Genomic DNA, 23,302 nt, shown 5'->3' with positions numbered 1-23,302 from the left:
GGGCAATGCAGTAGGCTGATCGCCATTCCATAACAATAAGTTTCAGGCCGTTGTATGAGCCACGAATTGAATCAGCTGCGAAAGTTCGTTTCCCCCGAGATCATCTTTGGCGCCGGCTCCCGGCATAACGTCGGCAACTACGCCAAGACCTTCGGTGCGCGCAAGGTATTGATCGTCTCCGATCCCGGTGTGGTTGCCGCTGGCTGGGCTGGCGATGTCGAGGCCAGCCTGCAGGCCCAGGGCATCGCCTACTGCCTGTACACCAAGGTATCGCCCAACCCACGCGTGGAAGAGGTGATGGAGGGCGCCGAGCTGTATCGCAGCGAGGGTTGCAACGTCATCGTCGCGGTCGGCGGCGGTAGCCCGATGGACTGCGCCAAGGGCATCGGCATCGTGGTTGCCCACGGCCGCAGCATTCTCGAATTCGAAGGCGTGGACACCATTCGCGTGCCCAGCCCGCCACTGATCCTGATCCCGACTACCGCCGGCACCTCGGCCGACGTGTCGCAGTTCGTGATCATCTCCAACCAGCAGGAGCGGATGAAGTTCTCCATCGTCAGCAAGGCCGTGGTGCCGGACGTGTCGCTGATCGATCCGGAAACCACGCTGAGCATGGATCCGTTCCTGTCGGCCTGCACCGGCATCGATGCCATGGTGCATGCCATCGAGGCGTTCGTCTCCACCGGCCATGGCCCGCTGACCGACCCGCACGCGCTGGAAGCCATGCGCCTGATAAACGGCAACCTGGTGCAGATGATCGCTAACCCGGGCGACATTGCCCTGCGCGAGAAGATCATGCTCGGCAGCATGCAGGCCGGCCTGGCGTTCTCCAACGCGATTCTCGGTGCGGTGCACGCCATGAGCCACAGCCTCGGTGGCTTCCTCGACCTGCCGCACGGCCTGTGCAATGCCGTGCTGGTCGAGCACGTGGTGGCGTTCAACTACAGCGCCGCGCCGGAGCGTTTCAAGGTCATTGCCGAGACCCTCGGCATCGACTGCCGCGGGCTCAATCACACGCAGATTCGCCAGCGCCTGGTCGAGCATCTGATCGCCTTCAAACACGCCATGGGCTTCCGCGAGACGCTTGGCCTGCACGGCGTCAGCACCTCGGACATTCCGTTCCTGTCCAGCCACGCGATGGATGATCCATGCATCCTCACCAACCCGCGTGAGTCGACCCAGCGTGACGTCGAGGTGGTCTATGGCGAGGCGCTCTGACGAAGCGCTGGCCGGGCTGTTGGGGCTCGGCAGCCAGTCGGCGCGCAAGAGTCATTACCCCGAGCTGCTGGCGCGTCTGGAGGAGCTGGAAACCGAGCGCAACCGCTATAAATGGCTGTTCGAACACGCCGTGCACGGCATCATCCAGGCCAGCCTGCAGGACGGCGTGCTGGCGGCCAATCCGGCGATGGCGCGCATGCTCGGCTATGACGACCCGCAGCAGGTGCTGTGGTCGCCGGGCGATCTGGCTCGGCACCTGTTCGTTGGCGGCTTCGACGAGCTGGAAGTGATTCGCCAGCGACTGAGCCAGGGCCAGACTCTGCTCGGCTACGAGACGCGCCTGCGCCGGCGCGATGGCAGCACCATCGACGTGCTGATGAACCTGCTGCTCAAGCCTGAAGGCGAGGGCATCTTCGAAGGCTTCGTCGCTGATATCACCGAGCGCAAGCAGGCGCAGCAGCGCCTGCAACAACTCAATGACGAACTGGAGCGTCGCGTCGCGTCGCGCACCTTCGAGTTGCTCGAATCCAACCGCAATCTGCAGCGACAGATCGAGGAGCGCGAACGCATCGAGTTGGCCCTGCGCGAAGCGCGCGACGCGGCCGAGGCGGCCAACCGCAGCAAGGACAAGTACCTGGCCGCGGCCAGTCATGACTTGCTGCAGCCACTTAACGCGGCGCGCTTGTTGATCTCCACGCTACGTGAGCGTGAACTGCCGAGTGCCGAGCAGAACCTGGTGGAGCGCAGCCACCTGGCCCTGGAAGGTGCCGAAGATCTGCTGGCGGATCTGCTGGACATTTCCAAGCTGGATCAGGCGGCGATCAAGCCGGATCTCGATGTCTATCGCCTGGAAGAGGTGCTTGCGCCGCTGGTATCTGAATTCGACAGTGTGGCTTCGGCCAGTGGTTTGCGCCTGCGGGCGCGAGTCCCGAGTTATGCGGTACACACCGATTTCCGTCTGCTGACACGCATTTTGCGCAACTTCCTCAGCAATGCCTGCCGCTACACCGAGCGCGGTGGTGTACTGCTTGGCGTACGCCGACGTGGCGCTTTCGTCGAGTTGCAGGTATGGGACAGTGGCCGCGGTATCGCCGCCGATCAGCTGGACACGATCTTCCTTGAATTCAGTCAACTGGAGGTCGGGCGGGCGGCCGAGCGTAAGGGCGTTGGCCTGGGCCTGGCTATCGTCGAGCGTATCGCACGCATGCTGGGCTATCCGGTGCAGGTGTTCTCGCAGCCAGGGCGTGGTTCCGTCTTCAGTATCCGCGTGCCGCTGGCGCAGGAGGCTCCGCGGCGCCAGGTACAATCCGCTGCGCAGCCGATCCTCGGTAACCCCCTACCGGGGCGGCGCCTGCTGGTGATCGATAATGAAGTCGACATCCTGCATAGCATGGACGCGCTGCTCGGGCAGTGGGGCTGCGAGGTGGTCACGGCAGTCGACTTGGCTGAAGCCTTGCAGAAACTGCAGGGCAGGGCGCCAGAGGTGATCCTGGCGGATTTTCACCTCGATCACGGGGTGCTCGGTTGTCAGGTGATCCAGCAACTGCGTGACGAATTCTCCAGACCGATCCCGGCGCTGATCATCAGCGCCGATCGCAGCGATGCCTGCCGTCGTGATCTGCAGGCCCTGGGTGCGCCGCTGCTGAACAAGCCGGTCAAGCCGGGCAAGTTGCGCGCGGTACTCAGCCAGTTACTGATCGACGCTTGAGCGCGCAGCGATTGACGGAGTGAACCTGGGTGACTGGGTTACTGTCTATTGGCTACCTCGTCCCTCAGGAGATAACCACAATGACAATTTCCATGAACCCCGTTATGCGCCGTCTGGCAGCCATCACCGCGTTGTTTCACCTGTTGCTGGTGGTGCAGATTCCTGCCGCGAACGCGGCGATGGTCGGCACGCACGAGGTGATCGCCGAGCAGCAGCACAAGGTGGATCAGCAGCAGTTGATGGCCATGCTCGATGATGAGCAGGTGAAGGAGAAACTGGTATCGATGGGCGTTGACCGTGACCAGGTCGAGTCGCGTATCGCCAGCCTGACTCCGGCCGAGCTGGCGCAGTTCAACCAGCAATTGGATCAGGCACCAGCCGGTGCGGGTGTGGTTGGCATCATCGTGTTGTTTCTGGTGATCTTCATCATCACTGATATGCTGTGCGCCACCAACATCTTCAATTTCGTCAAATGTATAAATCGCTGATTCGCCTCTGCTGTATCGCATCGATCGTTCTACTGACAGCCTGCGCTCGGTCTCCGGTGTTATCACCGGAGGCCGAACGCCTGCCTGAGCGTGTAGAACTCACCGACGTTCCGTTCTTCCCCCAGGACGCCTATCAGTGCGGGCCGGCGGCTTTGGCCACTATGCTCAACCAGCGTGGTGTGCTGACCACGCCTGGTGCTCTGAGGGACAAGGTCTACATCCCCAGCCGTGAAGGCAGCTTGCAGGTGGAGATGGTCGCGGCGGCACGCAATCACGAAATGCTGGTGTACCCGTTGCAGCCGCGTCTGGAGGCGGTGCTCGCCGAGGTGGCCGCCGGCAACCCGGTGCTGGTGCTGCAGAACCTGGCATTCGACTTCTACCCCCAATGGCACTTCGCGGTGGTGGTGGGTTATGACCGTCGCGAGCGCACGCTGATTTTACGTTCCGCCACCACGCGCAGGCTCGAAGACAGCTTTGCCAGTTTCGATAGAACCTGGGCGCGGGGCGGTCGTTGGGCGGTGTTGACCCTGCCGCCGGAGCGCTTGCCGGCACAGGCCGATATGCATGTCTGGATGAAAGCTGCCAACGACCTGGAGCAAACCGGCAATGCTCAGCCTGCGCGGCGTGCCTATCGCCGCGCTGCCGAGGCCTGGCCGGAGCAGGCGCTGCCCTGGTTCGCCCTGAGCAACAGCCGCTACGCCGATGGTGACCGTAAGGGCGCCGAGCAGGCATTGCGTGAAAGCCTCAAGCGCGAGCCGGATTTCGCCGCCGGTTGGTTCAATCTGTCGCAGGTGCTCGGGGAACAGGCTTGCGCCCGTGAGGCGCAGCAGGCTCAGGCCTGTGCGCAGCGCCTGGCTCCGGAGGATCCGCGCTTCGCTGCGCCACCGAATGTCGGTGGTTCTGCCGGGCAATGTCAGGCCTTGCCGGCCTGTCCATGATGCAAACGAAAACGGCGCCATCGGGCGCCGTTTTCGTTGATGGCCGGGATTACACGCCGAGCTTGTCACGCAGCGTGTAGTACCAGGCGCCGAGGGCGCTGAAGGGGGCTTGGAACATCCGTCCGCCCGGGAAGGGATAGTGCGGCAACCCGGCGAACGCATCGAAACGCTCGGCCTGACCACGCAACGCTTCCGCCAGCACCTTGCCCGCCAGGTGCGTGTAGGTGACGCCATGGCCGCTGCAGCCTTGCGAGTAGTAGATGTTGTCGCCGATACGGCCCACTTGCGGCAGGCGCGAAAGCGTCAGCAGGAAGTTGCCGGTCCAGGCGAAATCGATCTTCACGTCCTTTAATTGCGGGAAGGTCTTGAGCATCTTCGGGCGGATGATCGCTTCGATGTTCGCTGGATCACGTGCGCCATACACCACACCACCGCCGTAGATCAGGCGCTTGTCACCGGTGAGGCGGTAGTAGTCGAGCAGGTAGTTGCAGTCTTCCACGCAGTAGTCCTGCGGCAGCAGGCTGGCGGCGACTTCATCGGGCAGCGGCTCGGTAGTGATCACCTGAGTGCCGCACGGCATCGACTTGGACGCTAGCTCCGGAACCAGATTGCCCAGATAGGCGTTGCCGGCGACCACCACGAACTTGGCCTTGATGCGGCCTTCCGGGGTATGCACCACCGGGTTGGCGCCGCGCTCGATACGGGTAGCAGGCGACTGTTCGTAGATCACACCGCCCAGTGACTCCACAGCAGCGGCTTCGCCCAGGGCCAGATTGAGCGGATGGATATGGCCGCCGCTCATGTCCAGCATGCCGCCGACATAGTTCTCGGTGGCAACGACTTCACGGATGCGCTTGGCGTCCATTAGTTCCAGCTGGGTATGGCCGTAGCGCTCCCACAGCTTCTTCTGCGATTCCAGGTGGCCCATCTGCTTGCTGGTCAGCGCGGCGAACACGCCGCCGTCCTTCAGGTCGCACTGGATGTCGTACTTGGCGATGCGTTCGCGAATGATGCGGCCACCCTCGAACGCCATCTGCCCGAGCAGTTGCGCCTGCTTGGGGCCGACCGTGCGCTCGATCACGTCGATGTCGCGGCTGTAGCTGTTGACGATCTGCCCGCCGTTGCGTCCGGAAGCGCCGAAGCCAACCTTGGCCGCCTCGACGATGCTCACCTTGAAACCGTTCTCCAGCAGAAACAGTGCAGTGGACAGGCCGGTGTAACCCGCGCCGATGATGCACACATCGGTGTCCACCTCGCCTTGTAGGGCAGGGCGTTGCGGGACGGGGTTGGCTGAAGCGGCGTAATAGGATTGTGGATATGCCGTGTGCGCCATCTTGAACCTCTGTTCTTTATTTTTTACGAATGATCCGATGCTACCTGAGTTGAAAATGGCCGGCTAGTGTCCGTGCAAAATATTCAACGATCCGGTTTCGATAAAAAATTGGCCTATTTCAGTGAGTTAGCGAAAAAATCTGTTGACGGCCAAAAAGATCTGCGTAGAATGCGCACCCATCGAAGGCACATAGCTCAGTTGGTTAGAGCACCACCTTGACATGGTGGGGGTCGTTGGTTCGAGTCCAATTGTGCCTACCAAATCGATAAAAAGGGGTCGCTAAGCGACCCCTTTTTTATTGCTCGAATTTTTCGAGCAGGCTTTGCGTGTTTGTTGCAGGTGGCTGCTTGTCAGAGCTCAGGCTTTCTGAAAGCATCCACACTCTTTACTTCCAGTGACTTGGTTCGGTCTGGTTGGCCTTTGGGCTCCTGCCATTGTTAGGCGGGTATACCGCTGAATCGCTTCCTGGCTCATCCCAACCCACGTGACCTTTGGTAGGGGTCACCACTAGGAGAGGAGGCGCCATGCCCATCATTACTCTTCCCGACGGCAGTCAGCGTTCGTTCGATCATCCGGTATCCGTGCTGGAGGTCGCGCAATCCATTGGTTCGGGCCTGGCCAAAGCCACCCTGGCTGGCAAGGTCAACGGCAAGCAGGTCGATGCCTGTGACGTGATCGATACCGATGCCACCTTGCAGATCATTACGCCGAAGGACGAAGAGGGGCTGGAGATCATTCGTCACTCCTGTGCGCACCTGGTTGGGCATGCGGTCAAGCAGTTGTACCCGAACGCCAAGATGGTTATCGGGCCGGTCATTGACGAAGGCTTCTATTATGATATCGCCATTGATCGTCCCTTCACGCCGGAAGACATGGCGGCCATCGAAAAACGCATGGCCGAGTTGATCGACAAGGACTACGACGTCATCAAGAAGATGACGCCGCGTGCCGAGGTCATCGAGCTGTTCAAGTCGCGTGGCGAGGAATACAAGCTGCGTCTGATCGACGACATGCCGGATGAGCAGGTCATGGGGCTGTATTTCCATGAAGAGTACGTCGACATGTGCCGCGGCCCGCACGTGCCGAATACGCGCTTCCTCAAGGCGTTCAAGCTGACCCGCATTTCTGGTGCCTACTGGCGCGGCGACTCGAAAAACGAGCAGCTGCAGCGTATCTATGGCACGGCCTGGGCGGACAAGAAGCAGTTGGCTGCCTATATCCAGCGTATCGAAGAGGCTGAGAAGCGCGATCACCGTCGCATCGGCAAGCAACTGGATCTGTTCCACTTGCAGGAAGAAGCGCCGGGCATGGTGTTCTGGCACCCCAATGGCTGGACTGTCTACCAGGTGCTGGAGCAGTACATGCGCCAGGTGCAGCGTGAGAACGGCTACGTTGAGGTGCGCACACCGCAGGTGGTCGATCGCATCCTCTGGGAGCGTTCCGGGCATTGGTCCAACTACGCCGAAAACATGTTCACCACGGCTTCGGAAAATCGCGACTACGCGGTCAAGCCGATGAACTGCCCGTGCCACGTGCAGATCTTCAACCAGGGCCTGAAGTCCTACCGCGACTTGCCGCTACGCCTCGCCGAGTTTGGTGCTTGCCATCGCAACGAGCCGTCCGGCGCGCTGCACGGCATCATGCGTGTGCGTGGCTTCGTGCAGGACGATGCGCATATCTTCTGCACCGAGGATCAGGTCAAGAAGGAAGCGGCCGACTTCATCAAGCTGACCCTGCAGGTCTATGCGGACTTCGGCTTCAGCGATGTCGCCATGAAACTTTCGACTCGTCCCGCCAAGCGCGTGGGCTCCGATGAGTTGTGGGATCGCGCCGAGGGTGCGTTGGCTGAGGCGCTGAATGAGTCCGGTCTGGCCTGGGAATATCAGCCGGGCGAGGGCGCCTTCTACGGGCCGAAGATCGAATTCACTCTGCGTGACTGCCTGGGTCGTAACTGGCAGTGCGGTACGCTGCAGTACGATCCGAACCTGCCTGAGCGTCTGGATGCCAGCTACATCGCCGAAGACAACAACCGCAAACGCCCGGTCATGTTGCACCGCGCGATCCTCGGTTCGTTCGAGCGTTTCATCGGTATGCTGATCGAGCACTACGCCGGTTCCTTCCCGGCTTGGCTCGCTCCGACCCAGGCAGTGATCATGAATATCACCGACAAGCAGGCCGATTTTGCCCGTGAAGTCGAGAAAACTCTCAATCAAAGCGGTTTTCGTGCCAAGGTTGACTTGAGAAACGAAAAGATCGGCTTTAAAATCCGCGAGCATACCTTGCTCAAGGTTCCCTATCTCTTGGTTATTGGAGATCGGGAAGTCGAGACTCGATCCGTTGCTGTCCGTACTCGTGAAGGCGTCGATCTGGGCTCTCTGCCCATCGAGCAGTTCGCCTCGCAGTTGCAGCAAGCGGTTTCCCGGCGTGGTCGCCAAGATTTGGAGTAATAACTATTAAGCGTGAAATGAGACAGGATAAGCGGGCCGCTCCCAAGGCCCCGATCAACGAGAACATCACCGCACGTGAAGTGCGCCTGATTGGCGCCGACGGCGAGCAGATTGGTGTTGTTTCGATCGATGAAGCGTTGCGCGTGGCCGAAGAGGCCAAGCTGGATCTGGTAGAGATCTCCGCTGATGCGCTCCCGCCGGTTTGCCGCATCATGGACTACGGCAAGCACCTGTTCGAGAAGAAGAAGCAGGCTGCTATCGCCAAGAAGAACCAGCACCAGCAGCAGATTAAAGAAATCAAGTTTCGTCCAGGGACGGAAGATGGGGATTACCAGGTAAAACTACGCAACCTGGTACGTTTCCTTGAAGATGGGGACAAGGCCAAGGTATCTCTGAGATTCCGCGGTCGTGAGATGGCTCACCAGGAACTGGGTATGGAGCTGTTGAAGCGGGTCGAAGCTGACCTCGCTGAAATCGGCACTGTAGAACAGCATCCTAAGCTGGAAGGACGCCAGCTGATGATGGTCATCGCACCCAAGAAGCGTAAATAATCTACCGGGCACTGGCAGGCCTGATGGTTATCAGTTGTTAATGAATGCGGAGTACAAAACATGCCAAAAATGAAAACCAAGAGCGGTGCTGCGAAGCGCTTCCTGAAGACTGCTACAGGCTTCAAGCACAAGCACGCTTTCAAGAGCCACATCCTGACCAAGATGTCCACGAAACGTAAGCGCCAGCTGCGTGGCAGCTCGCTGATCGGTCCGTCGGACAAAGCTAAAGTCGAGCGCATGCTGCGCGTTCGTTAATCGGTCAAGATACTTAGAGGTAATTACTCATGGCTCGTGTTAAGCGTGGCGTTATCGCTCGTGCTCGTCACAAAAAGATTCTGAAACTGGCTAAAGGCTACTACGGCGCGCGTTCGCGTGTGTTCCGTGTTGCCAAGCAGGCTGTCATCAAGGCTGGTCAATATGCCTACCGTGACCGTCGTCAGAAAAAACGTCAGTTCCGCGCACTGTGGATCGCTCGTATCAACGCTGGTGCTCGCGTCAACGGTCTGTCCTACAGCCGTCTGATCGCAGGCCTGAAGAAAGCGTCGATCGAAATCGACCGTAAGGTTCTGGCTGATCTGGCAGTGAACGAAAAAGCGGCGTTTGCTGCGATTGTCGAGAAAGCTAAGGCCGTTCTGGCTTAAGTCCCCCGACAATCACCGGGTTCGCCCGGTGGCAACGTCAAAGATAGGGGAAGAGCCTTAACAGCTCTTCCCCTATTTCGTATCTGGAGTCTGTAAATGGAAAATCTGGATGCATTGGTCTCGCAAGCGCTTGAGGCCGTGCAACGAAGTGAAGATGTCAATGCCCTGGAACAGCTCCGGGTTCAGTACCTTGGCAAGAAAGGCGAACTGACCGCCCTGATGCAGACTCTGGGCAAGCTGTCGGCCGAAGAGCGCCCGCAGGCTGGCGCCCTGATCAACACCGCCAAGAATCAAGTGCAAGACGCCCTGAATGCCCGCAAATCCGTGCTTGAGCAGGCCTTGCTCGCCGAGAAGCTGGCCTCCGAGCGTATCGACGTGACCCTGCCAGGCCGTGGCCAGGCTTCTGGTGGCCTGCACCCGGTCACCCGCACGCTCGAGCGTGTCGAGCAGTTCTTTACCCATATCGGCTACAGCGTGGCCGAGGGGCCGGAAGTCGAAGACGACTACCACAACTTCGAGGCGCTCAACATCCCTGGCCACCACCCGGCGCGGGCGATGCACGACACCTTCTATTTCAACGCGAACATGCTGCTGCGTACCCACACCTCGCCGGTTCAGGTACGCACCATGGAATCGCAGCAGCCGCCGATCCGCATCGTCTGCCCCGGCCGTGTCTATCGCTGCGACTCCGATATCACTCACTCGCCGATGTTCCATCAGGTCGAAGGCCTGTTGGTCGACGAGGACATCAGCTTCGCCGACCTCAAGGGCACCATCGAGGAATTCCTCCGGGTGTTCTTCGAAAAACCGCTGGGTGTGCGTTTCCGTCCGTCTTTCTTCCCCTTCACCGAGCCGTCGGCCGAAGTCGACATGCAGTGCGTGATGTGTTCCGGCAAGGGCTGCCGCGTGTGCAAGCAGACCGGCTGGCTGGAAGTGATGGGCTGCGGCATGGTGCATCCGAACGTGCTGCGCATGAGCGGTATCGACCCGGAGAAATACTCCGGCTTCGCTTTTGGCATGGGTGTCGAGCGCCTGGCCATGCTGCGTTACGGCGTCAATGACTTGCGCCTGTTCTTCGATAACGACCTGCGATTCCTGGCGCAATTTCGCTAGCAGCCGCCCCTCGTGATCGAATTCATTTAGCGTGACAGTCGCGTAGCGACGCTTCCTTCAAGTCCTTCTCCCCTGGGAGAAGGTGGCGCCAAGCGCCGGATGAGGGTGGGGTATGCCGCGTAGGCTTGCATGATGTGGGTGCCTACGCGGCATGCCCGTCAAGGAGAACAGACAACATGAAATTCAGTGAACAGTGGCTGCGCAGTTGGGTGAATCCCGATGTATCCCGCGAGGAACTGGTCGCGCGCCTGTCCATGGTCGGCCTCGAAGTCGACGCCGTACAGCCGGTGGCCGGCGCCTTCAGTGGCATCGTGGTCGGTGAGATCCTCAGCGCCGAGCAACATCCGGATGCCGACAAGCTGCGCGTTTGCCAGGTGAGCAATGGCAGCGAGACCTTCCAGGTCGTTTGCGGTGCGCCCAATGCGCGCGCCGGCATCAAGGTTCCGTTCGCCATGATCGGTGCCGAGCTGCCGGGCGACTTCAAGATCAAGAAGGCCAAGCTGCGCGGTGTGGAGTCCCAGGGTATGCTGTGCTCGGCTTCCGAGCTGCAGATCAGCGAGGACAGCAGTGGCCTGATGGAGCTGGCGGCCGATGCGCCGGTGGGTAGTGATATCCGTAACTACCTGCAACTGGACGACGCCAGCATCGAGATCGGCCTGACCCCCAACCGTGGTGACTGCCTGTCGCTCGCCGGCCTGGCTCGGGAAGTCGGCGCCATGTACAGCGCTGCAGTTTCGCCAGTCGCTATCGAAGCCGTTGCGCCTAGTCATGACGAGGTGCGTCCGGTCGAGGTGCTGGCCCCCAAAGCTTGCCCGCGTTACCTCGGTCGCGTTATCCGTAACGTTGACCTGTCCCGTCCGACTCCGCTGTGGATGGTCGAGCGCCTGCGCCGTTCCGATATCCGCAGCATCGATGCGGCGGTGGACATCACCAACTACGTGATGCTCGAACTGGGTCAGCCAATGCATGCCTTTGACCTCGCCGAGATCAATGGCGGCGTTCGCGTGCGCATGGCGGAAGAGGGCGAGAAGCTGGTGCTGCTGGACGGTCAGGAGGTCAGCCTGCGAGCCGACACACTGGTCATCGCTGATCACAGCCGTGCTCTGGCCATCGCGGGCGTAATGGGCGGCGAGCACAGCGGCGTGAGCGACAAGACCCGCGACCTGTTCCTGGAAAGTGCCTTCTTCGACAACATCGCCGTTGCCGGCAAGGCCCGCTCCTATGGCCTGCACACCGACGCGTCGCACCGCTTCGAGCGTGGTGTGGATTCGCAACTGGCGCGCCAGGCAATGGAGCGCGCGACTGCGCTGCTGCTGGAGATCGTTGGCGGCGAAGCCGGCCCGGTCATCGAAGTCAGCAGCGAGGCCGATCTGCCGAGCGTGGCGCCGATCACCCTGCGAGCCGAGCGCATCAGCCAGATGCTGGGTATGGATATGGACAGCGCCGAAGTCGAGCGTCTGCTCACCGCGCTGGGTCTGGGTGTCAGCGCTCAGGGCTCCGGCCAGTGGCTGGTCAGCGTGCCGAGTCACCGTTTCGACATCAGTCTGGAAGTTGATCTGATCGAAGAGCTGGGCCGCCTGTACGGTTATAACCGTCTGCCGGTGCGCTATCCGCTGGCGCGCCTGGCGCCACAGGCCAAGTCCGAGGCGCGTGCTGAGCTGCCTGCTCTGCGTCGCCTGTTGGTCGCCCGTGGTTACCAGGAAGCGATCACCTATAGCTTTATCGATCCCAAGCTGTTCGAGTTGTTCACTCCGGGTGTCGAGCCGCTGCAACTGGCCAACCCGATTTCTGCCGATATGGCCGCTATGCGTTCCTCGCTGTGGCCAGGGCTGGTCAAGGCGCTGCAGCACAACCTCAATCGTCAGCAGTCACGCGTGCGTTTGTTCGAGAGCGGCCTGCGTTTTGTCGGCCAGTTGGAAGGTCTGCAGCAGGAAGCCATGCTCGCCGGCGTGATCACCGGCAGCCGCCTGCCTGAGGGCTGGGCCAACAGCCGTGATAACGTCGACTTCTATGATCTGAAAGCCGATGTCGAGGCGCTGCTGGGTTATGCCGGCGCGGCTGATGCCTTTAGCTTCGTTCCTGGCGAGCACCCTGCTCTGCATCCAGGTCAGACCGCTCGCATCGAGCGGGAAGGGCGCCTGGTTGGCTTCATCGGTGCTCTGCATCCTGAGCTCACCAAGACCCTGGGCTTGGATCAGCCAGTATTCCTCTTCGAGCTGGTGCTGGCCGAAGTGGCTGCTGGTCGCATGCCTGTATTCAGCGAGTTGTCGCGCTTCCCTGAAGTGCGTCGTGACCTCGCGCTGCTGGTCGACCGCGAGCAGCCGGCCAAGGCTGTGCTGGACGCAATCCGTGAAACGGCGGGAGAATGGCTGACGGACCTCAAGCTATTTGACGTCTATCACGGTAAAGGCATTGATCCGCTTAGAAAAAGCCTTGCCGTCGGCTTGACCTGGCAACATCCATCGCGCACTCTTAATGACGATGAGGTGAGTACTACTACGCAAAATATCCTCACCTGCCTCGAACAAAGGTTCAACGCCACGTTAAGGAAGTAGCGTATGGGGGCTCTGACGAAAGCTGAAATGGCGGAACGTCTGCATGAAGAGCTCGGCCTGAACAAACGGGAAGCCAAGGAACTGGTGGAGCTGTTTTTTGAAGAGATCCGCCAGGCTCTTGAGCTGAACGAACAGGTCAAGCTGTCCGGGTTCGGCAACTTCGACTTGCGCGATAAGCGCCAGCGACCCGGCCGTAACCCGAAAACAGGGGAAGAGATTCCAATCACGGCTCGCCGTGTGGTCACTTTTCGTCCGGGGCAAAAATTGAAAGCCAGGGTCGAGGCCTATGCTGGAACCAAGTCATAACGACGAACTACCGGCAATTCCCGGCAAACGCTACTTCACCATTGGTGAGGTCAGTGAACTCTGCGCGGTCAAGCCCCACGTTCTGCGTTACTGGGAACAGGAATTCCCACAGCTGAATCCGGTAAAGCGGCGGGGTAACCGTCGCTATTACCAGCGTCAGGATGTGCTGATGATTCGGCAGATTCGTGCACTCCTGTACGATCAAGGCTTCACCATCGGTGGCGCACGTCAGCGCCTTTCTGGTGACGAAGCCAAGGACGACACCACTCAGTATCGTCAGCTGATCAAACAGATGATTTCCGAGCTCGAGGATGTTTTGCATGTACTGAAGAAGTAAGGCCAAGAAAAAGTTGCCTTATTTCAAAAGCTTAATGTATAGTTCCTCCCGCTTTCAGTCACCCGAAAGCACCGTCGGGGCGTAGCGCAGCCCGGTAGCGCACTTGCATGGGGTGCAAGGGGTCGAGTGTTCGAATCACTCCGTCCCGACCAAAAAACCCTAGAAAATCCAAGCACTTACGGGTGCTTGGATTTTTTTATGCTCGTCGTTTTTCTGTCTTGGGCTGATTTCCGGTATTTTGGTCACCGTTGGGTCACCGTTAGATCATTTGTGCGTGTTCGAACTGGTGGATTCCATTGCCGAGATGCTTTCGTGTTGTGAAAGTCCTCTGTTTCGTGCCTGTGTGGCATATGACAGAGGGGTAGTGTTTTGAGAATTATTCGTTTGAGGGGTGTGGTTAGCTCCACCGGTTTGGCGAGATCTACAATCTACAAGCTCATCAGTTTGGGGGAGTTTCCCAAACCTGTCCCTCTGGTTGGGCGTAGCGTCGGTTGGATTGAAAGCGAGGTGCACGACTGGATCCTGGCCAGGATTCAGGAGCGCGACCTGACTGAGGGAACTGCTTCGCGTCCCACCGGCCTCTGAGTGTCGCCAGCTAGAACGGACCATCTGCGCAATGGCTGGCTACGGCTGGTCATGGCGCTTATGCCGCGTGGAGAGGTCTGCATTCTCAGCTAACTCTCCCAAAATGTGATCTGGCAAATCCCCTGGCAGGCTTGGCAATATTGCTCGCCATTGCTTGGTTTCGTCGGGGTGGTCTTCTTGGGGGTGAGCTGCTCTCTAGTGATATAGCTAATAGCTACCGACTATCATTATCTATATTTCAATAGTTTATACCATGGCATTGCTGCACAGTACCTACCCACTGCCCAGTCAGGGATAGTCCATCGTAAAAAATCACTAGACCACCTTCTGGTATGCCTTAAACAACGAGGGATACCACCATGAACAATCGCAAGACCTACACCCACCTCCCCCAATCTGACATTGCTCTCCAGATCGAGCGACTTGTCCAGGTCATCGAAGACTCTGACTCACCGGCATACCGAATCAAGCAGACTCGTACGGGTTACGAGCGTGTCGAAGAGACCAGGCTCTCCCGGTACTTGACGCACATCAAGCAGATGGTCGACCTGTTCGATGATCGTGTGCCCTACGACTACAGCGAGCACCTGCAAGCGTTCAGGGCTGCATGTCAGGACATCGGGCTGGAGCGTCACCCTAATGGCCCGGTCTGCCTGAATGAAGGGGGCACTGCCTACCTGGATCATCATCGCAGCATGAACGTCTTGGTCGCCCGGATCCGTCAACTGACTCGTGAACGGTGGTATCGCCGCAAGACAGATGACCACCGCTATCAGGCCAGGAAGCAGGAGATCCAAGTCTGCGACTACGCCGATGCCTTATGTGAGCTCTATTCGCGTATCACCATCGTCAGGGTCGACTTCCATTACCGTGCTGCGGCGCAGGCTAGGCTACGTGCCGAGCACGTATTCGATGACCTGGATGATCTGATCTACGAGCACAGACGGAACCCGATCTTCGAGCATCTCATCGGCCACATTTACTCGGTCGAGCAAGGTGATCACCACGAGGGCAGGGGCTACCACATCCATGCTGCTTACTTCTTCAATGGCAACGAGGTGCGTGGCGATGTCTACAAGACCATCCAGCTAGGCGAGTTGTGGGAAGACATCACCCGTGGCCAGGGCTATTCGCATAGCTGTAACCATGACAAGGAGCAGCATGGAGACGAGTGTGGTATCGGTCGCATCAAGAGGAATGATCGAGGGATTCGGCGCCATGTACACAAGGTGGTGAAGTATCTCGTCAAGGATGCTCAGCATCTGCGCTTGAGGCCCGAGGGAGCTCGATGCCTAAGGACGGGAATGCTCCGATAGTCGAACATCATGGGCGAGGATGGTGTGTCTCAATACCGCATCCATCGTTTGAACGGAAGATCTGTCCACTTTGGTTACATGCCAAAAGTGGACAGGTCGCCATGGCAGGAACGCCTCGCTATGGTCGAGCGATCACCTACCCGGAGGTTTGCCATGTTCACTTTGCTGATCTCGCCTCATGATGTCCTGGCCCTTGTCTGTCTTGTAGCGATCTTGCTCGGACTGGCCAGGCTGGCCTATGGCGGTGCAGTCCAGTGAGCGTCCGGACTTCGATATCGCGGCGGTATCGATCCTGCTAGTCAGGTTGCTCATCGTGAACAGCCTGTCAGACTGCATCTGCTGGGGTTGCTGGGGGCGCTGCTGACTCAGCCCCACAGGTTGTTGCAGATCCGCTGCACAGCCGCGTTGGCCGCTCGGCGATCAAATCCTTCGGGGTCGAAACAGCCACCGGCCCATTCCAGTGCGTTTCGGCCTTCCTCGCTGGCCGGTTGCTGGATCAGTGCCAGAAAATCCAGATAACCCGGCACACCGCCTACATCCTCAGGAGGGCAGGCGCGGGCGCCATCCAGCACCTCGCACCAGGTGCCCGTGAAGTCGCAGGGCTCGATAGTCTCCACGGCGATCACATGCTGCCAGCTATCGCCAAAGTCGTAGAGGTAGCGCAGGCGGTCGCCTTCCTTCAGCATGCGGCGCAGCTTGAACTTGCGGTCATCCAGCGCCTCGTCGTCGTCCATAAATTCCGCATCCAGGGGCATGTAGCGGTTCATCCCCAAACTGAACTCATGCAGATGGCTGCTGTGCCAGCCCATGGCCGCCTGAATGAAGTGGTGCAGTTTACGCAGGGTGCAGTCGCCGCTGACGCGGATGCGCCGCCAGATCGGCGGATCGAGCTGCAGCGGCTCCAGCTGGATATGCAGGGTGTAGAGCATCGGTTGCGTGGCCATGTCTTTATCCTTGCTCAGTGATACAGCCACGGCTGCAGTTCATCCAGATTGGCGACGACAATCTGCTGCGCCGTCGCCTTGGCATGCACCTTGGTCGGGTCGATCTGATAGCGCTGCAGCACGTATTGCACCAGAGCGCCGCGGGTTTCGATTACCAGCCGGCCATCCTGCATGCCGTAGTCGGCCTCGATGATGGCGCGTTGCTCTGGTTTCAGGCGCGAGTCGGGCTCGATGATCACCGGCAGTGATGTGGCCCAGCCCGGATCACTCTCGCGGCCGTGATCGGTCGGATCATCCATCAGTTCCGGTATGCCCCGGAAGCGGCTCAGAACGAAGTCACGATAATCCCGATTCTTCTCGCAATAGGCCCGCACATGCCAGCGCATGCCGGTGTAAACCAGGGTGTGCGGGGCGATCAGGCGGGTTTCGCCATCGGGCGTGGTGAAGGACACGTACTCGCATTCCAGGCGCAGCCCCTCCCGGCAGGCTTTGAGCAGCGGGCGCAGCACTTCCGGCCTTACCGAGCGATCCGGCACTGCCAGTACCTCTGTGTGTGCATAGGCCAGTGCCAGGCCCTCGATATGCGGGGCGCGCTCATGGTTCTGGTTGAGCAGGTGCAGATAGGCGCTGGCGCTGTCGTCGATGAACAGCGGTTGGAAGCGTCGGCTCGGGACGTACCCCTTCAAATGCTTGTCATATTCGAGGTTCTTCGGCGCGTGTTCGCTGATGTAGGTGTTGATGTCCTTCGACGCCTGCTGGCGGCTGATGCCGAAGCTCTGCATTAGGTGATTGGTGGTCAGGCGGCCCTCCCACCAGGCCACTGTCTCGATCAGGCGATAGCGCAGGGCCAGATCCCAGCGCACGGACTCGATTGACTGCTTGCGTTTCATGGCCCCTCCATCTGCTCGAAAACTTTACCTGTACAGGCAAACACTCTAGATACGTCTAGTCACGCTACATATCTTGATTCGCACAAGCAAGTCGGCAGCGCCGGCCAATCCAGGAAGAGCAATCAAGGAGTAGCAACATGGCATTGATCAACTGTGAAGAATGCGACCGCATGGCCAGCGACCAGGCTGCAGCCTGCCCGCACTGTGGGGCGCCTATCGCTAAGCAGCCGGCACCTGTTCAAGCCCAACCCAGGGTGCAGGTTATCCGCAGCGTTGGCTTCTGGCTCGGCGTGGGCGTTTTTCTGTTCCCGGTCGTTTTTGCCTGGTTCTTGCTGCGCCAAGGGCATAGCACCACGAGCCGGGTAATTGGCTTTTCATGGTTGGCGTTGGCGCTGTTTCTTATGGCTGGGCACGAGCGGAGCGATACGCGGTCAGCGGCGGCCACCACCAGCCGGAGTCAGCCAGCAAAGGTGTCGGCGTCTGCCGAACCACTGCGCGAAATCAGCGCTCAGCAACTGGCTCAGGCGTATGACCGCAATACGGTCGCAGCCGATCAGCAGTTCAAAGGTAAGCGCTTCAAGGTCACTGGCGTGGTGGAGTCGATCAATACCGATTTGTTCGGTAATCCTTACGTCACCCTGCGTGGCGGGGTAAACCAGTTCATGGAGCCGCAATTCCAGCTCGATGACGCCCATGCCAACTACGCCGCAGGCCTGCAGAGCGGTATGCGCATCAGCTTGATCTGCATTGGGGGCGGTGATGTGGCCAAGACGCCAATGTCCAAGGACTGCGCTCCCGCCAACTGAGTCTTCAGCGTGATTTCACTGGGCAGATAAATCCGTCTTAATCCTGCTCAATCAGCTAAGATCTGTGCTTCCTATTCGATATGGATCTGGAAATGACCGATCGGTGGTTGAGCGTAGAGGAAATTGGCGAACACTTGGGCGTGAGTAAGGACACTGTCTATGCATGGATCGCAAAGCGGCACATGCCCGCGCACAAGGTGGGGCGGCTCTGGAAATTCCAGAAGGCTGAGGTCGACGCGTGGGTTAAAGCTGGCGGTGCCAGTGATGATGTCGCCTCGGAGTCGGCGCATGGCTGATCCATACCGCTTGTCATTCACCACAGGTGGGCTCTTCATTCAGGAGTCACCGCCTGTGGCTGAGCTTTTCCTCATGAAGCGTGACTGGCAAGAGGCTCGTGATCAGGTTCGTGAGATGAACCTGCTGCAAGTACGTACTGCAGCAGCTGCCACGCGTATTAGTAAAGAGATTGTCGCCCGATTGGAGCACCTGGATGTAGGTGAGCTTGAGGCCTTGGTTGAGGGGAACAGGAAAGATCAGGGATACCTTCTCTGGGCTGCCTGTTCCCGGCGCTACACCTTTATCCGCGAGTTCGCGATGGAGGTGCTTCGTGAGCATCTACTGATGAGGCGGCGCGTCCTATCCTCGGTCGACTTCGACGCATTCTGGAGCAGGAAGGCTCTATGGCACGTTGAGCTAGATCAGATCGCTGAGTCGACGCAAAAAAAGCTCAAACAGAACCTCTTTCGGATGTTACGAGAGGCGGATCTGATTGGTGATTCGCTACAAATTCAGCCGGCCCTATTGTCGCCGGCGTTGGCCCAGCTGCTGGCCAAAAGGGGTAAGGAAGAGTTGCTGATCTACCCCGTAACTGATCAGGAGATTACGCGTTGGCTTCAATGAACCGGAAAATCAGCGAGCAGCCAATGGCCGCTCGCTTCGATCATTTGCTAGGCGTAATCAGTGGTCAGCGTTTCCTTGAAATGAGGGGGCTGAACAACGATCTGCCCTTTTACATCTGCGAGTTCAAGGCTGCTGAAGCGGTGGAGATGGAGCGTGTACGCCGGCAGCTGGTAACGCGACTGGCGAACATGAGCATTCCCTGTCTCCAGGGACGAGGCATCCATGTCCTGGACATCAACCTGTATGACTTGTCCGTTGAGCTGCTCAAGGCCCGGGAGGGCAGCAGTGAAGAGGGCAACCTCTGGGATGACCTTCTCGCCATTGAGCAGGAGGTAGAGAAAGAACAGCTGTTGGAGACTCTGCAGAACGTCTTGGGCATCGAGGAGTATCTGATCCCCGCTATCGGCGAGCGACTGGCAGTTGCTGAGTACGACGTTCTATTCCTCTCCGGCATCGGTGAGGTGTTCCCCTACATCCGTTCACACAACGTGCTGAACAACCTGCAAAGCACGGCCAAGTCCAAGCCCACCGTTATGTTCTTTCCCGGCGAGTACCGGTACTCGCTGGAGCAGGGGGCATCGCTGGAGCTGTTTGGCTTGCTGCATGACGACAAGTACTACCGCGCATTCAACATTTTCGAGACTCAGGCCTGAGGAAGCAGTAGATGGAACTCAACGGCATTTTCCTGAACCCCGTCAGCCGTCCTATTGAAGGGGTGATCAAAGCTGATGATGAAGCCAGCCTTTACAACGAGCTGAGCGAGTATGTGCTGACTGACGAGGTCGCCAAGCGCCTGGAGCACTTCCTTGATGCTTACACTGACTATCATGGCGCCAATGGCGTGTGGGTGTCTGGCTTCTTCGGGTCGGGTAAATCTCACTTGTTGAAGATGCTGGCGCTTCTGTTGGAAAACCGCCGCATCGATGGCTCCTCTGCCCTGGATATCTTCCTGCCCAAGATCCACGAGGACGATGCACTCCTGCGCAGCAAGCTCAAGCAGGCTGTCGCCATTCCTTCGAAGAGCATCCTGTTTAACATCGACCAGAAGGCCGACATCATCAGCAAGACGCAGATCGATGCCTTGCTGTCGGTCTTCGTCAAGGTCTTCAACGAGATGTGCGGCTACTTCGGCAAGCAGGGCTACATTGCCCAGTTCGAACGAGATCTCGACAGCCGCGAGCAGTTCGACGCCTTTAAGGACGCCTATCAGATCATCGCCAAAAAGCCATGGGAGCGTGGTCGCGAGCAGGCCCTGCTGGAGTCCGGCAACATTGCCAAGGCCTATGCACAGATCACCGGTGAAGATCCGACTCTGGCCAAGGGAATTCTCGACAAGTACCGCACCCAGTACAGCGTCTCAATTGAGGACTTCGGCAACCAGGTCAAAGCCTGGCTAGACAAGCAGCCGGCCAATTTTCGCCTGAATTTCTTCGTCGATGAGGTAGGCCAATACATCGCCGAAAACACCAAGCTGATGACCAACCTGCAGACAGTCGCCGAAAGCCTGGCGACTAAGTGCCAGGGGAGGGCTTGGATCATCGTCACCGCCCAGGAGGATATGAACTCCGTGCTCGGTGACATGAGCAAGCAGCAGAGTAACGACTTCACCAAGATCCAGGCTCGCTTTGCCAACCGTCTCAAGCTCACCAGTGCTGACGTAGCTGAGGTGATCCAGAAGCGTCTGCTGACCAAGAACGATAGCGGTGTAGATCTGCTGAAAACTGTTTACGACCAGCAGTTCAACAACTTCAAGACCCTGTTTGAGTTCGCCGATGGCGGCCAGCATTACCAGAACTTCCGAGATCTGGAGCATTTCACCTACTGCTATCCGTTTGTGCCGTATCAGTTCCCGCTGTTCCAGTCGGCCATCCGTGGCATTTCTTTGCACAATGGCTTTGAAGGTAAGGCTAACTCGGTGGGTGAGCGTTCCATGCTCGGCGTGTTCCGCGAGGTGGCCATCGCCATTGATAACGAGCCGGTTGGGCAGCTGGCCACCTTTGACCGAATGTTTGAAGGCATTCGTGGCGCGCTGAAAAGCGCAATCCAGAGCGCGATCAACAACGCCGAGCGTCACCTGGGTGACGAATATGCCATCCGTGTATTGAAGGCTCTGTTTCTGGTCAAGTACGTCAAGGAGTTCAAGGCCACCCTGCGCAACCTAAGTGTGTTGATGCTAGAGCGTTTTGGCGAGGACGTGCCCGCCCAGCGCAAAAAGCTGGAAGCTGCGCTCAACCTGCTTGAGCAGCAGACCTACATTCAGCGTAACGGCGATCTCTACGAGTACCTCACTGACGAAGAGAAGGACATTGAGGAGGAGATCAAAAACACCGAGGTGGAGTCTGCGGACATCCTCAAGGAGCTGGAGGTTTTGCTGTTTGATGGGGCAATCAAGCAGCGCAAGATCCGCTACGAGAACGGACAGGATTACTCCTATACCCGCAAGATGGATGATCGGGTGCTCAGCCGGGAGCATGAGCTCACCATCCATGTCGTAACACCGCTCAGCGACAACTTCGACAATCTCACCGTGCAGCGCATGCAAAGCATGGGGCGTGATGAGCTGCGTGTCGTGCTGCCTGCCGATGCGCGTTTCATGCAAGACCTGACCATGTACAAACGCACGGAGACATACATTCGTCAGAACAGCAGCACTCAACAGGAGGCGGTGAAACGAATCCTAGACTCCAAGAGCTTCCAAAACACCGAGCGCCTTGCGGATATCCAGGAGCGTGCCAAGCAGCTCTTGGCAGGTGCCCAGCTGATCATCAATGCTGCCGACATCGAAGCCCCCAGTACCGATGGTCAGACACGAATTCTGAAAGGTTTCTACCAGCTCATTGAAACCACCTATCCGAACCTGCGTATGTTGCGGGATGTGCCGTTCAGCGAGGCTGATATTGGCAAGTACTTGCGCCAGGGGCAGGACGGACTGCTAGGCAATGATGCCACCAGCCTGAGCGAGCCTGAGCAGGAGCTATTGGCTTTTATCCAGACCAATGCTCGCAGTGGCGTTCGCACAACGGTCAAAAGCTTGCTGGAGCGCTTTGAGCGCAAGAGTTACGGCTGGTACTACGCCGCAATTCTCTGCAACCTCGCCCTGCTTTGCGCGCGAGGAAAGGTAGAGGTGCGTCAGGACAGCAATCCCCTGGAAGGGGATCTGCTGGAGCGCAGCCTGCGCAATACCAATGCCCATGCCACCTTAGTACTGGAGCCGCAGATTGAGTTCAGCGCTTCCCAGGTACGTGCGCTGAAGGATTTCTTCGCGGACTTCTTTGACCAGCCGGCCAGCAGCAATGAAGCCCGCGCTCTGGCGCGTGAAACCATAGATGCCATCAAGGAGCTTGAGATCGATCTGGCTGAGTTGCATGGTCAGAAAGTGCAGTATCCCTTCCTCAGTGCCTTGGACGGTGTGCTGGCGACTCTCAAGGAAATAGCTGCCAAGAATCCAGCTTGGTTCCTGACGGATCTGTCCCGCGCAGAAGATGCGCTGCTAGAAGCCAAAGAGCAGGTCATCGACCCTGTGCAGCGCTTTATGAAAAGCCCGCAGAAAGAGATCTACGATCTGGCTCGTCTGCTGGTGCAAGAGCAGCAAGAGAATTTTGCCTACGTCGGCTCGGCGGAAGTTGACGCCATTCGAGCCGTGCTTGCAGATGCAAAGCCCTGGCAAGGCAATCGTCTTCAACAAGCTCGGCAGCAGTTGGAGGCGCTTCAGCTTGCCATTGCCAACCAACTGGCCAGCGAGCAAAAAGCCAGTGAGCAGTTGCTCGACGATCTGGAGCAGCGCCTGCAGGGCGCCGAGGGTTACGCGGCTCTTGACGCTGGGCAGAAACAGCAGTTCTCAGCCCCCTTCGCACAGGCTAAGCAGCAGCTGAAAGGGCAAAAGCTCATTGCGGTCATTCGTGACCAGCGCAATCGCTTTGAGGACGAGCAATACCCTCAGCTGTTGCTCAAGCTCGATCAGCTGGCGCGTCCCAAGCCGGCCCCTTCTGAGCCGCCTGCGGCATCTAGCCGACCGGAGAGCACTCAAGCGCCAAGCACTGACATGCCTAAGCAGCCGGAGATGGAGGTGGCGGAACCGCGCATTGTGCAGTCTCGTCACATCAAAGTCGGCTACGCAAAGCCCTGGTTGACCAGTGAAGCCGAGCTAGACGAATACCTGCAGAAGCAACGTGAAGCCTGGCTGAAGGAAATCCAGGCTGGCAACCGAGTGCAGATCTGACACGGAA

22 protein-coding genes and 2 tRNA genes are annotated in these 23,302 nt (G+C 58.7%); 21 read left to right on the top strand and 3 right to left on the bottom strand.

The features are described 5' to 3' along the window. The first annotated feature begins 54 nt into the window (after positions 1–54). The 4 genes from ercA (at position 55) to PSOLE_RS18145 (ending at position 4,352) form a co-directional block, all read left to right on the top strand. Positions 55–1,218 (top strand): alcohol dehydrogenase-like regulatory protein ErcA, encoded by a 1,164-nt coding sequence (gene ercA, locus PSOLE_RS18160; RefSeq protein WP_074859091.1) that lies wholly within the window; start codon positions 55–57, stop codon positions 1,216–1,218. Next, complete coding sequence (locus PSOLE_RS18155) at positions 1,202–2,926, top strand: hybrid sensor histidine kinase/response regulator (protein WP_074859094.1); 1,725 nt, start codon at positions 1,202–1,204, stop codon at positions 2,924–2,926. Before ercA ends, PSOLE_RS18155 begins: the two co-directional genes overlap by 17 nt. Before the next feature lie 80 nt (positions 2,927–3,006). Next, entirely contained in the window at positions 3,007–3,414 is a 408-nt protein-coding gene (locus tag PSOLE_RS18150) for a PA2779 family protein (protein ID WP_003461210.1), read from the top strand. A gap of 56 nt (positions 3,415–3,470) precedes the next feature. After that, positions 3,471–4,352 (top strand): PA2778 family cysteine peptidase, encoded by an 882-nt coding sequence (locus PSOLE_RS18145; RefSeq protein ID WP_074859096.1) that lies wholly within the window; start codon positions 3,471–3,473, stop codon positions 4,350–4,352. Between the two features lie 49 nt (positions 4,353–4,401). Here the strand turns inward: PSOLE_RS18145 and PSOLE_RS18140 are convergent, their stop codons facing one another. Beyond that, entirely contained in the window at positions 4,402–5,685 is a 1,284-nt protein-coding gene (locus PSOLE_RS18140) for an NAD(P)/FAD-dependent oxidoreductase (RefSeq protein ID WP_003461214.1), read from the bottom strand. A 183-nt stretch (positions 5,686–5,868) separates the two neighbouring features. On the opposite strand from PSOLE_RS18140, the gene PSOLE_RS18135 reads away from it, so the two are divergent. From PSOLE_RS18135 to PSOLE_RS18075, 12 genes are all read left to right on the top strand, one after another. Next, a tRNA-Val gene (locus tag PSOLE_RS18135) sits at positions 5,869–5,945 on the top strand. 264 nt (positions 5,946–6,209) lie between these two features. After that, positions 6,210–8,132: a threonine--tRNA ligase gene (gene thrS / locus PSOLE_RS18125; protein ID WP_074859098.1), complete on the top strand. Its 1,923-nt coding sequence runs from the start codon at positions 6,210–6,212 to the stop codon at positions 8,130–8,132. Next, positions 8,132–8,683, top strand: a complete 552-nt coding sequence (infC, locus tag PSOLE_RS18120) for a translation initiation factor IF-3 (RefSeq protein ID WP_169968739.1) — start codon at positions 8,132–8,134, stop codon at positions 8,681–8,683. Before thrS ends, infC begins: the two co-directional genes overlap by 1 nt. A gap of 60 nt (positions 8,684–8,743) precedes the next feature. Further along, entirely contained in the window at positions 8,744–8,938 is a 195-nt protein-coding gene (gene rpmI / locus PSOLE_RS18115; protein WP_003461222.1) for a 50S ribosomal protein L35, read from the top strand. Positions 8,939–8,967: 29 nt separating this feature from the next. Further along, the gene (gene rplT, locus PSOLE_RS18110) at positions 8,968–9,324 is read left to right on the top strand and encodes a 50S ribosomal protein L20 (RefSeq protein ID WP_003461224.1); all 357 of its coding nucleotides are present in this window, start codon (positions 8,968–8,970) and stop codon (positions 9,322–9,324) included. 96 nt (positions 9,325–9,420) lie between these two features. Then, positions 9,421–10,437 (top strand): phenylalanine--tRNA ligase subunit alpha, encoded by a 1,017-nt coding sequence (pheS, locus tag PSOLE_RS18105; protein WP_003461226.1) that lies wholly within the window; start codon positions 9,421–9,423, stop codon positions 10,435–10,437. Positions 10,438–10,613: 176 nt separating this feature from the next. Then, on the top strand, positions 10,614–12,992 hold the full coding sequence (gene pheT / locus PSOLE_RS18100; protein WP_003461228.1) for a phenylalanine--tRNA ligase subunit beta: 2,379 nt from the start codon (positions 10,614–10,616) through the stop codon (positions 12,990–12,992). Between the two features lie 3 nt (positions 12,993–12,995). Beyond that, complete coding sequence (ihfA, locus tag PSOLE_RS18095; RefSeq protein WP_003461231.1) at positions 12,996–13,298, top strand: integration host factor subunit alpha; 303 nt, start codon at positions 12,996–12,998, stop codon at positions 13,296–13,298. After that, positions 13,279–13,635 (top strand): MerR family transcriptional regulator, encoded by a 357-nt coding sequence (locus PSOLE_RS18090; protein ID WP_003461233.1) that lies wholly within the window; start codon positions 13,279–13,281, stop codon positions 13,633–13,635. Before ihfA ends, PSOLE_RS18090 begins: the two co-directional genes overlap by 20 nt. A 75-nt stretch (positions 13,636–13,710) precedes the next feature. Further along, a tRNA-Pro gene (locus tag PSOLE_RS18085) sits at positions 13,711–13,787 on the top strand. 217 nt (positions 13,788–14,004) lie between these two features. Then, positions 14,005–14,220: an AlpA family transcriptional regulator gene (locus PSOLE_RS18080; RefSeq protein ID WP_024915821.1), complete on the top strand. Its 216-nt coding sequence runs from the start codon at positions 14,005–14,007 to the stop codon at positions 14,218–14,220. Positions 14,221–14,579: 359 nt separating this feature from the next. After that, entirely contained in the window at positions 14,580–15,536 is a 957-nt protein-coding gene (locus PSOLE_RS18075) for an inovirus-type Gp2 protein (RefSeq protein ID WP_074859101.1), read from the top strand. A gap of 365 nt (positions 15,537–15,901) precedes the next feature. On the opposite strand, the gene PSOLE_RS18065 is transcribed toward PSOLE_RS18075, so the two are convergent. Then, positions 15,902–16,480: a plasmid pRiA4b ORF-3 family protein gene (locus PSOLE_RS18065; protein ID WP_074859107.1), complete on the bottom strand. Its 579-nt coding sequence runs from the start codon at positions 16,478–16,480 to the stop codon at positions 15,902–15,904. A 14-nt stretch (positions 16,481–16,494) separates the two neighbouring features. Beyond that, on the bottom strand, positions 16,495–17,370 hold the full coding sequence (locus tag PSOLE_RS18060) for a helix-turn-helix transcriptional regulator (RefSeq protein ID WP_033997851.1): 876 nt from the start codon (positions 17,368–17,370) through the stop codon (positions 16,495–16,497). Positions 17,371–17,507: 137 nt separating this feature from the next. Here PSOLE_RS18060 and PSOLE_RS25060 point away from each other — a divergent pair, with 137 nt between their 5' ends. From PSOLE_RS25060 to brxC, 5 genes are all read left to right on the top strand, one after another. Then, positions 17,508–18,176 (top strand): OB-fold protein, encoded by a 669-nt coding sequence (locus tag PSOLE_RS25060; RefSeq protein WP_074859110.1) that lies wholly within the window; start codon positions 17,508–17,510, stop codon positions 18,174–18,176. 92 nt (positions 18,177–18,268) lie between these two features. Next, positions 18,269–18,472 (top strand): methylation-associated defense system helix-turn-helix domain-containing protein MAD1, encoded by a 204-nt coding sequence (mads1, locus tag PSOLE_RS18050; protein ID WP_069953197.1) that lies wholly within the window; start codon positions 18,269–18,271, stop codon positions 18,470–18,472. Next, a complete protein-coding gene (locus PSOLE_RS18045; RefSeq protein ID WP_025297449.1) occupies positions 18,465–19,076 on the top strand; it encodes a DUF1819 family protein in 612 nt (203 codons plus the stop codon). The genes mads1 and PSOLE_RS18045 overlap by 8 nt, the downstream gene beginning before the upstream one ends. A gap of 23 nt (positions 19,077–19,099) precedes the next feature. Continuing rightward, entirely contained in the window at positions 19,100–19,729 is a 630-nt protein-coding gene (locus PSOLE_RS18040; RefSeq protein WP_209375533.1) for a DUF1788 domain-containing protein, read from the top strand. 11 nt (positions 19,730–19,740) lie between these two features. Then, on the top strand, positions 19,741–23,295 hold the full coding sequence (brxC, locus tag PSOLE_RS18035) for a BREX system P-loop protein BrxC (protein WP_074859114.1): 3,555 nt from the start codon (positions 19,741–19,743) through the stop codon (positions 23,293–23,295). The last annotated feature ends 7 nt before the right edge of the window (positions 23,296–23,302 follow it).

The sequence above is a fragment of the Pseudomonas oleovorans subsp. oleovorans genome (assembly GCF_002197815.1).
Taxonomy (GTDB): Bacteria; Pseudomonadota; Gammaproteobacteria; order Pseudomonadales; family Pseudomonadaceae; genus Aquipseudomonas; species Aquipseudomonas oleovorans.
The sequence above is the reverse complement of the archived record's forward strand: the minus strand, read 5'-3'. Positions and strand labels throughout refer to the sequence as shown.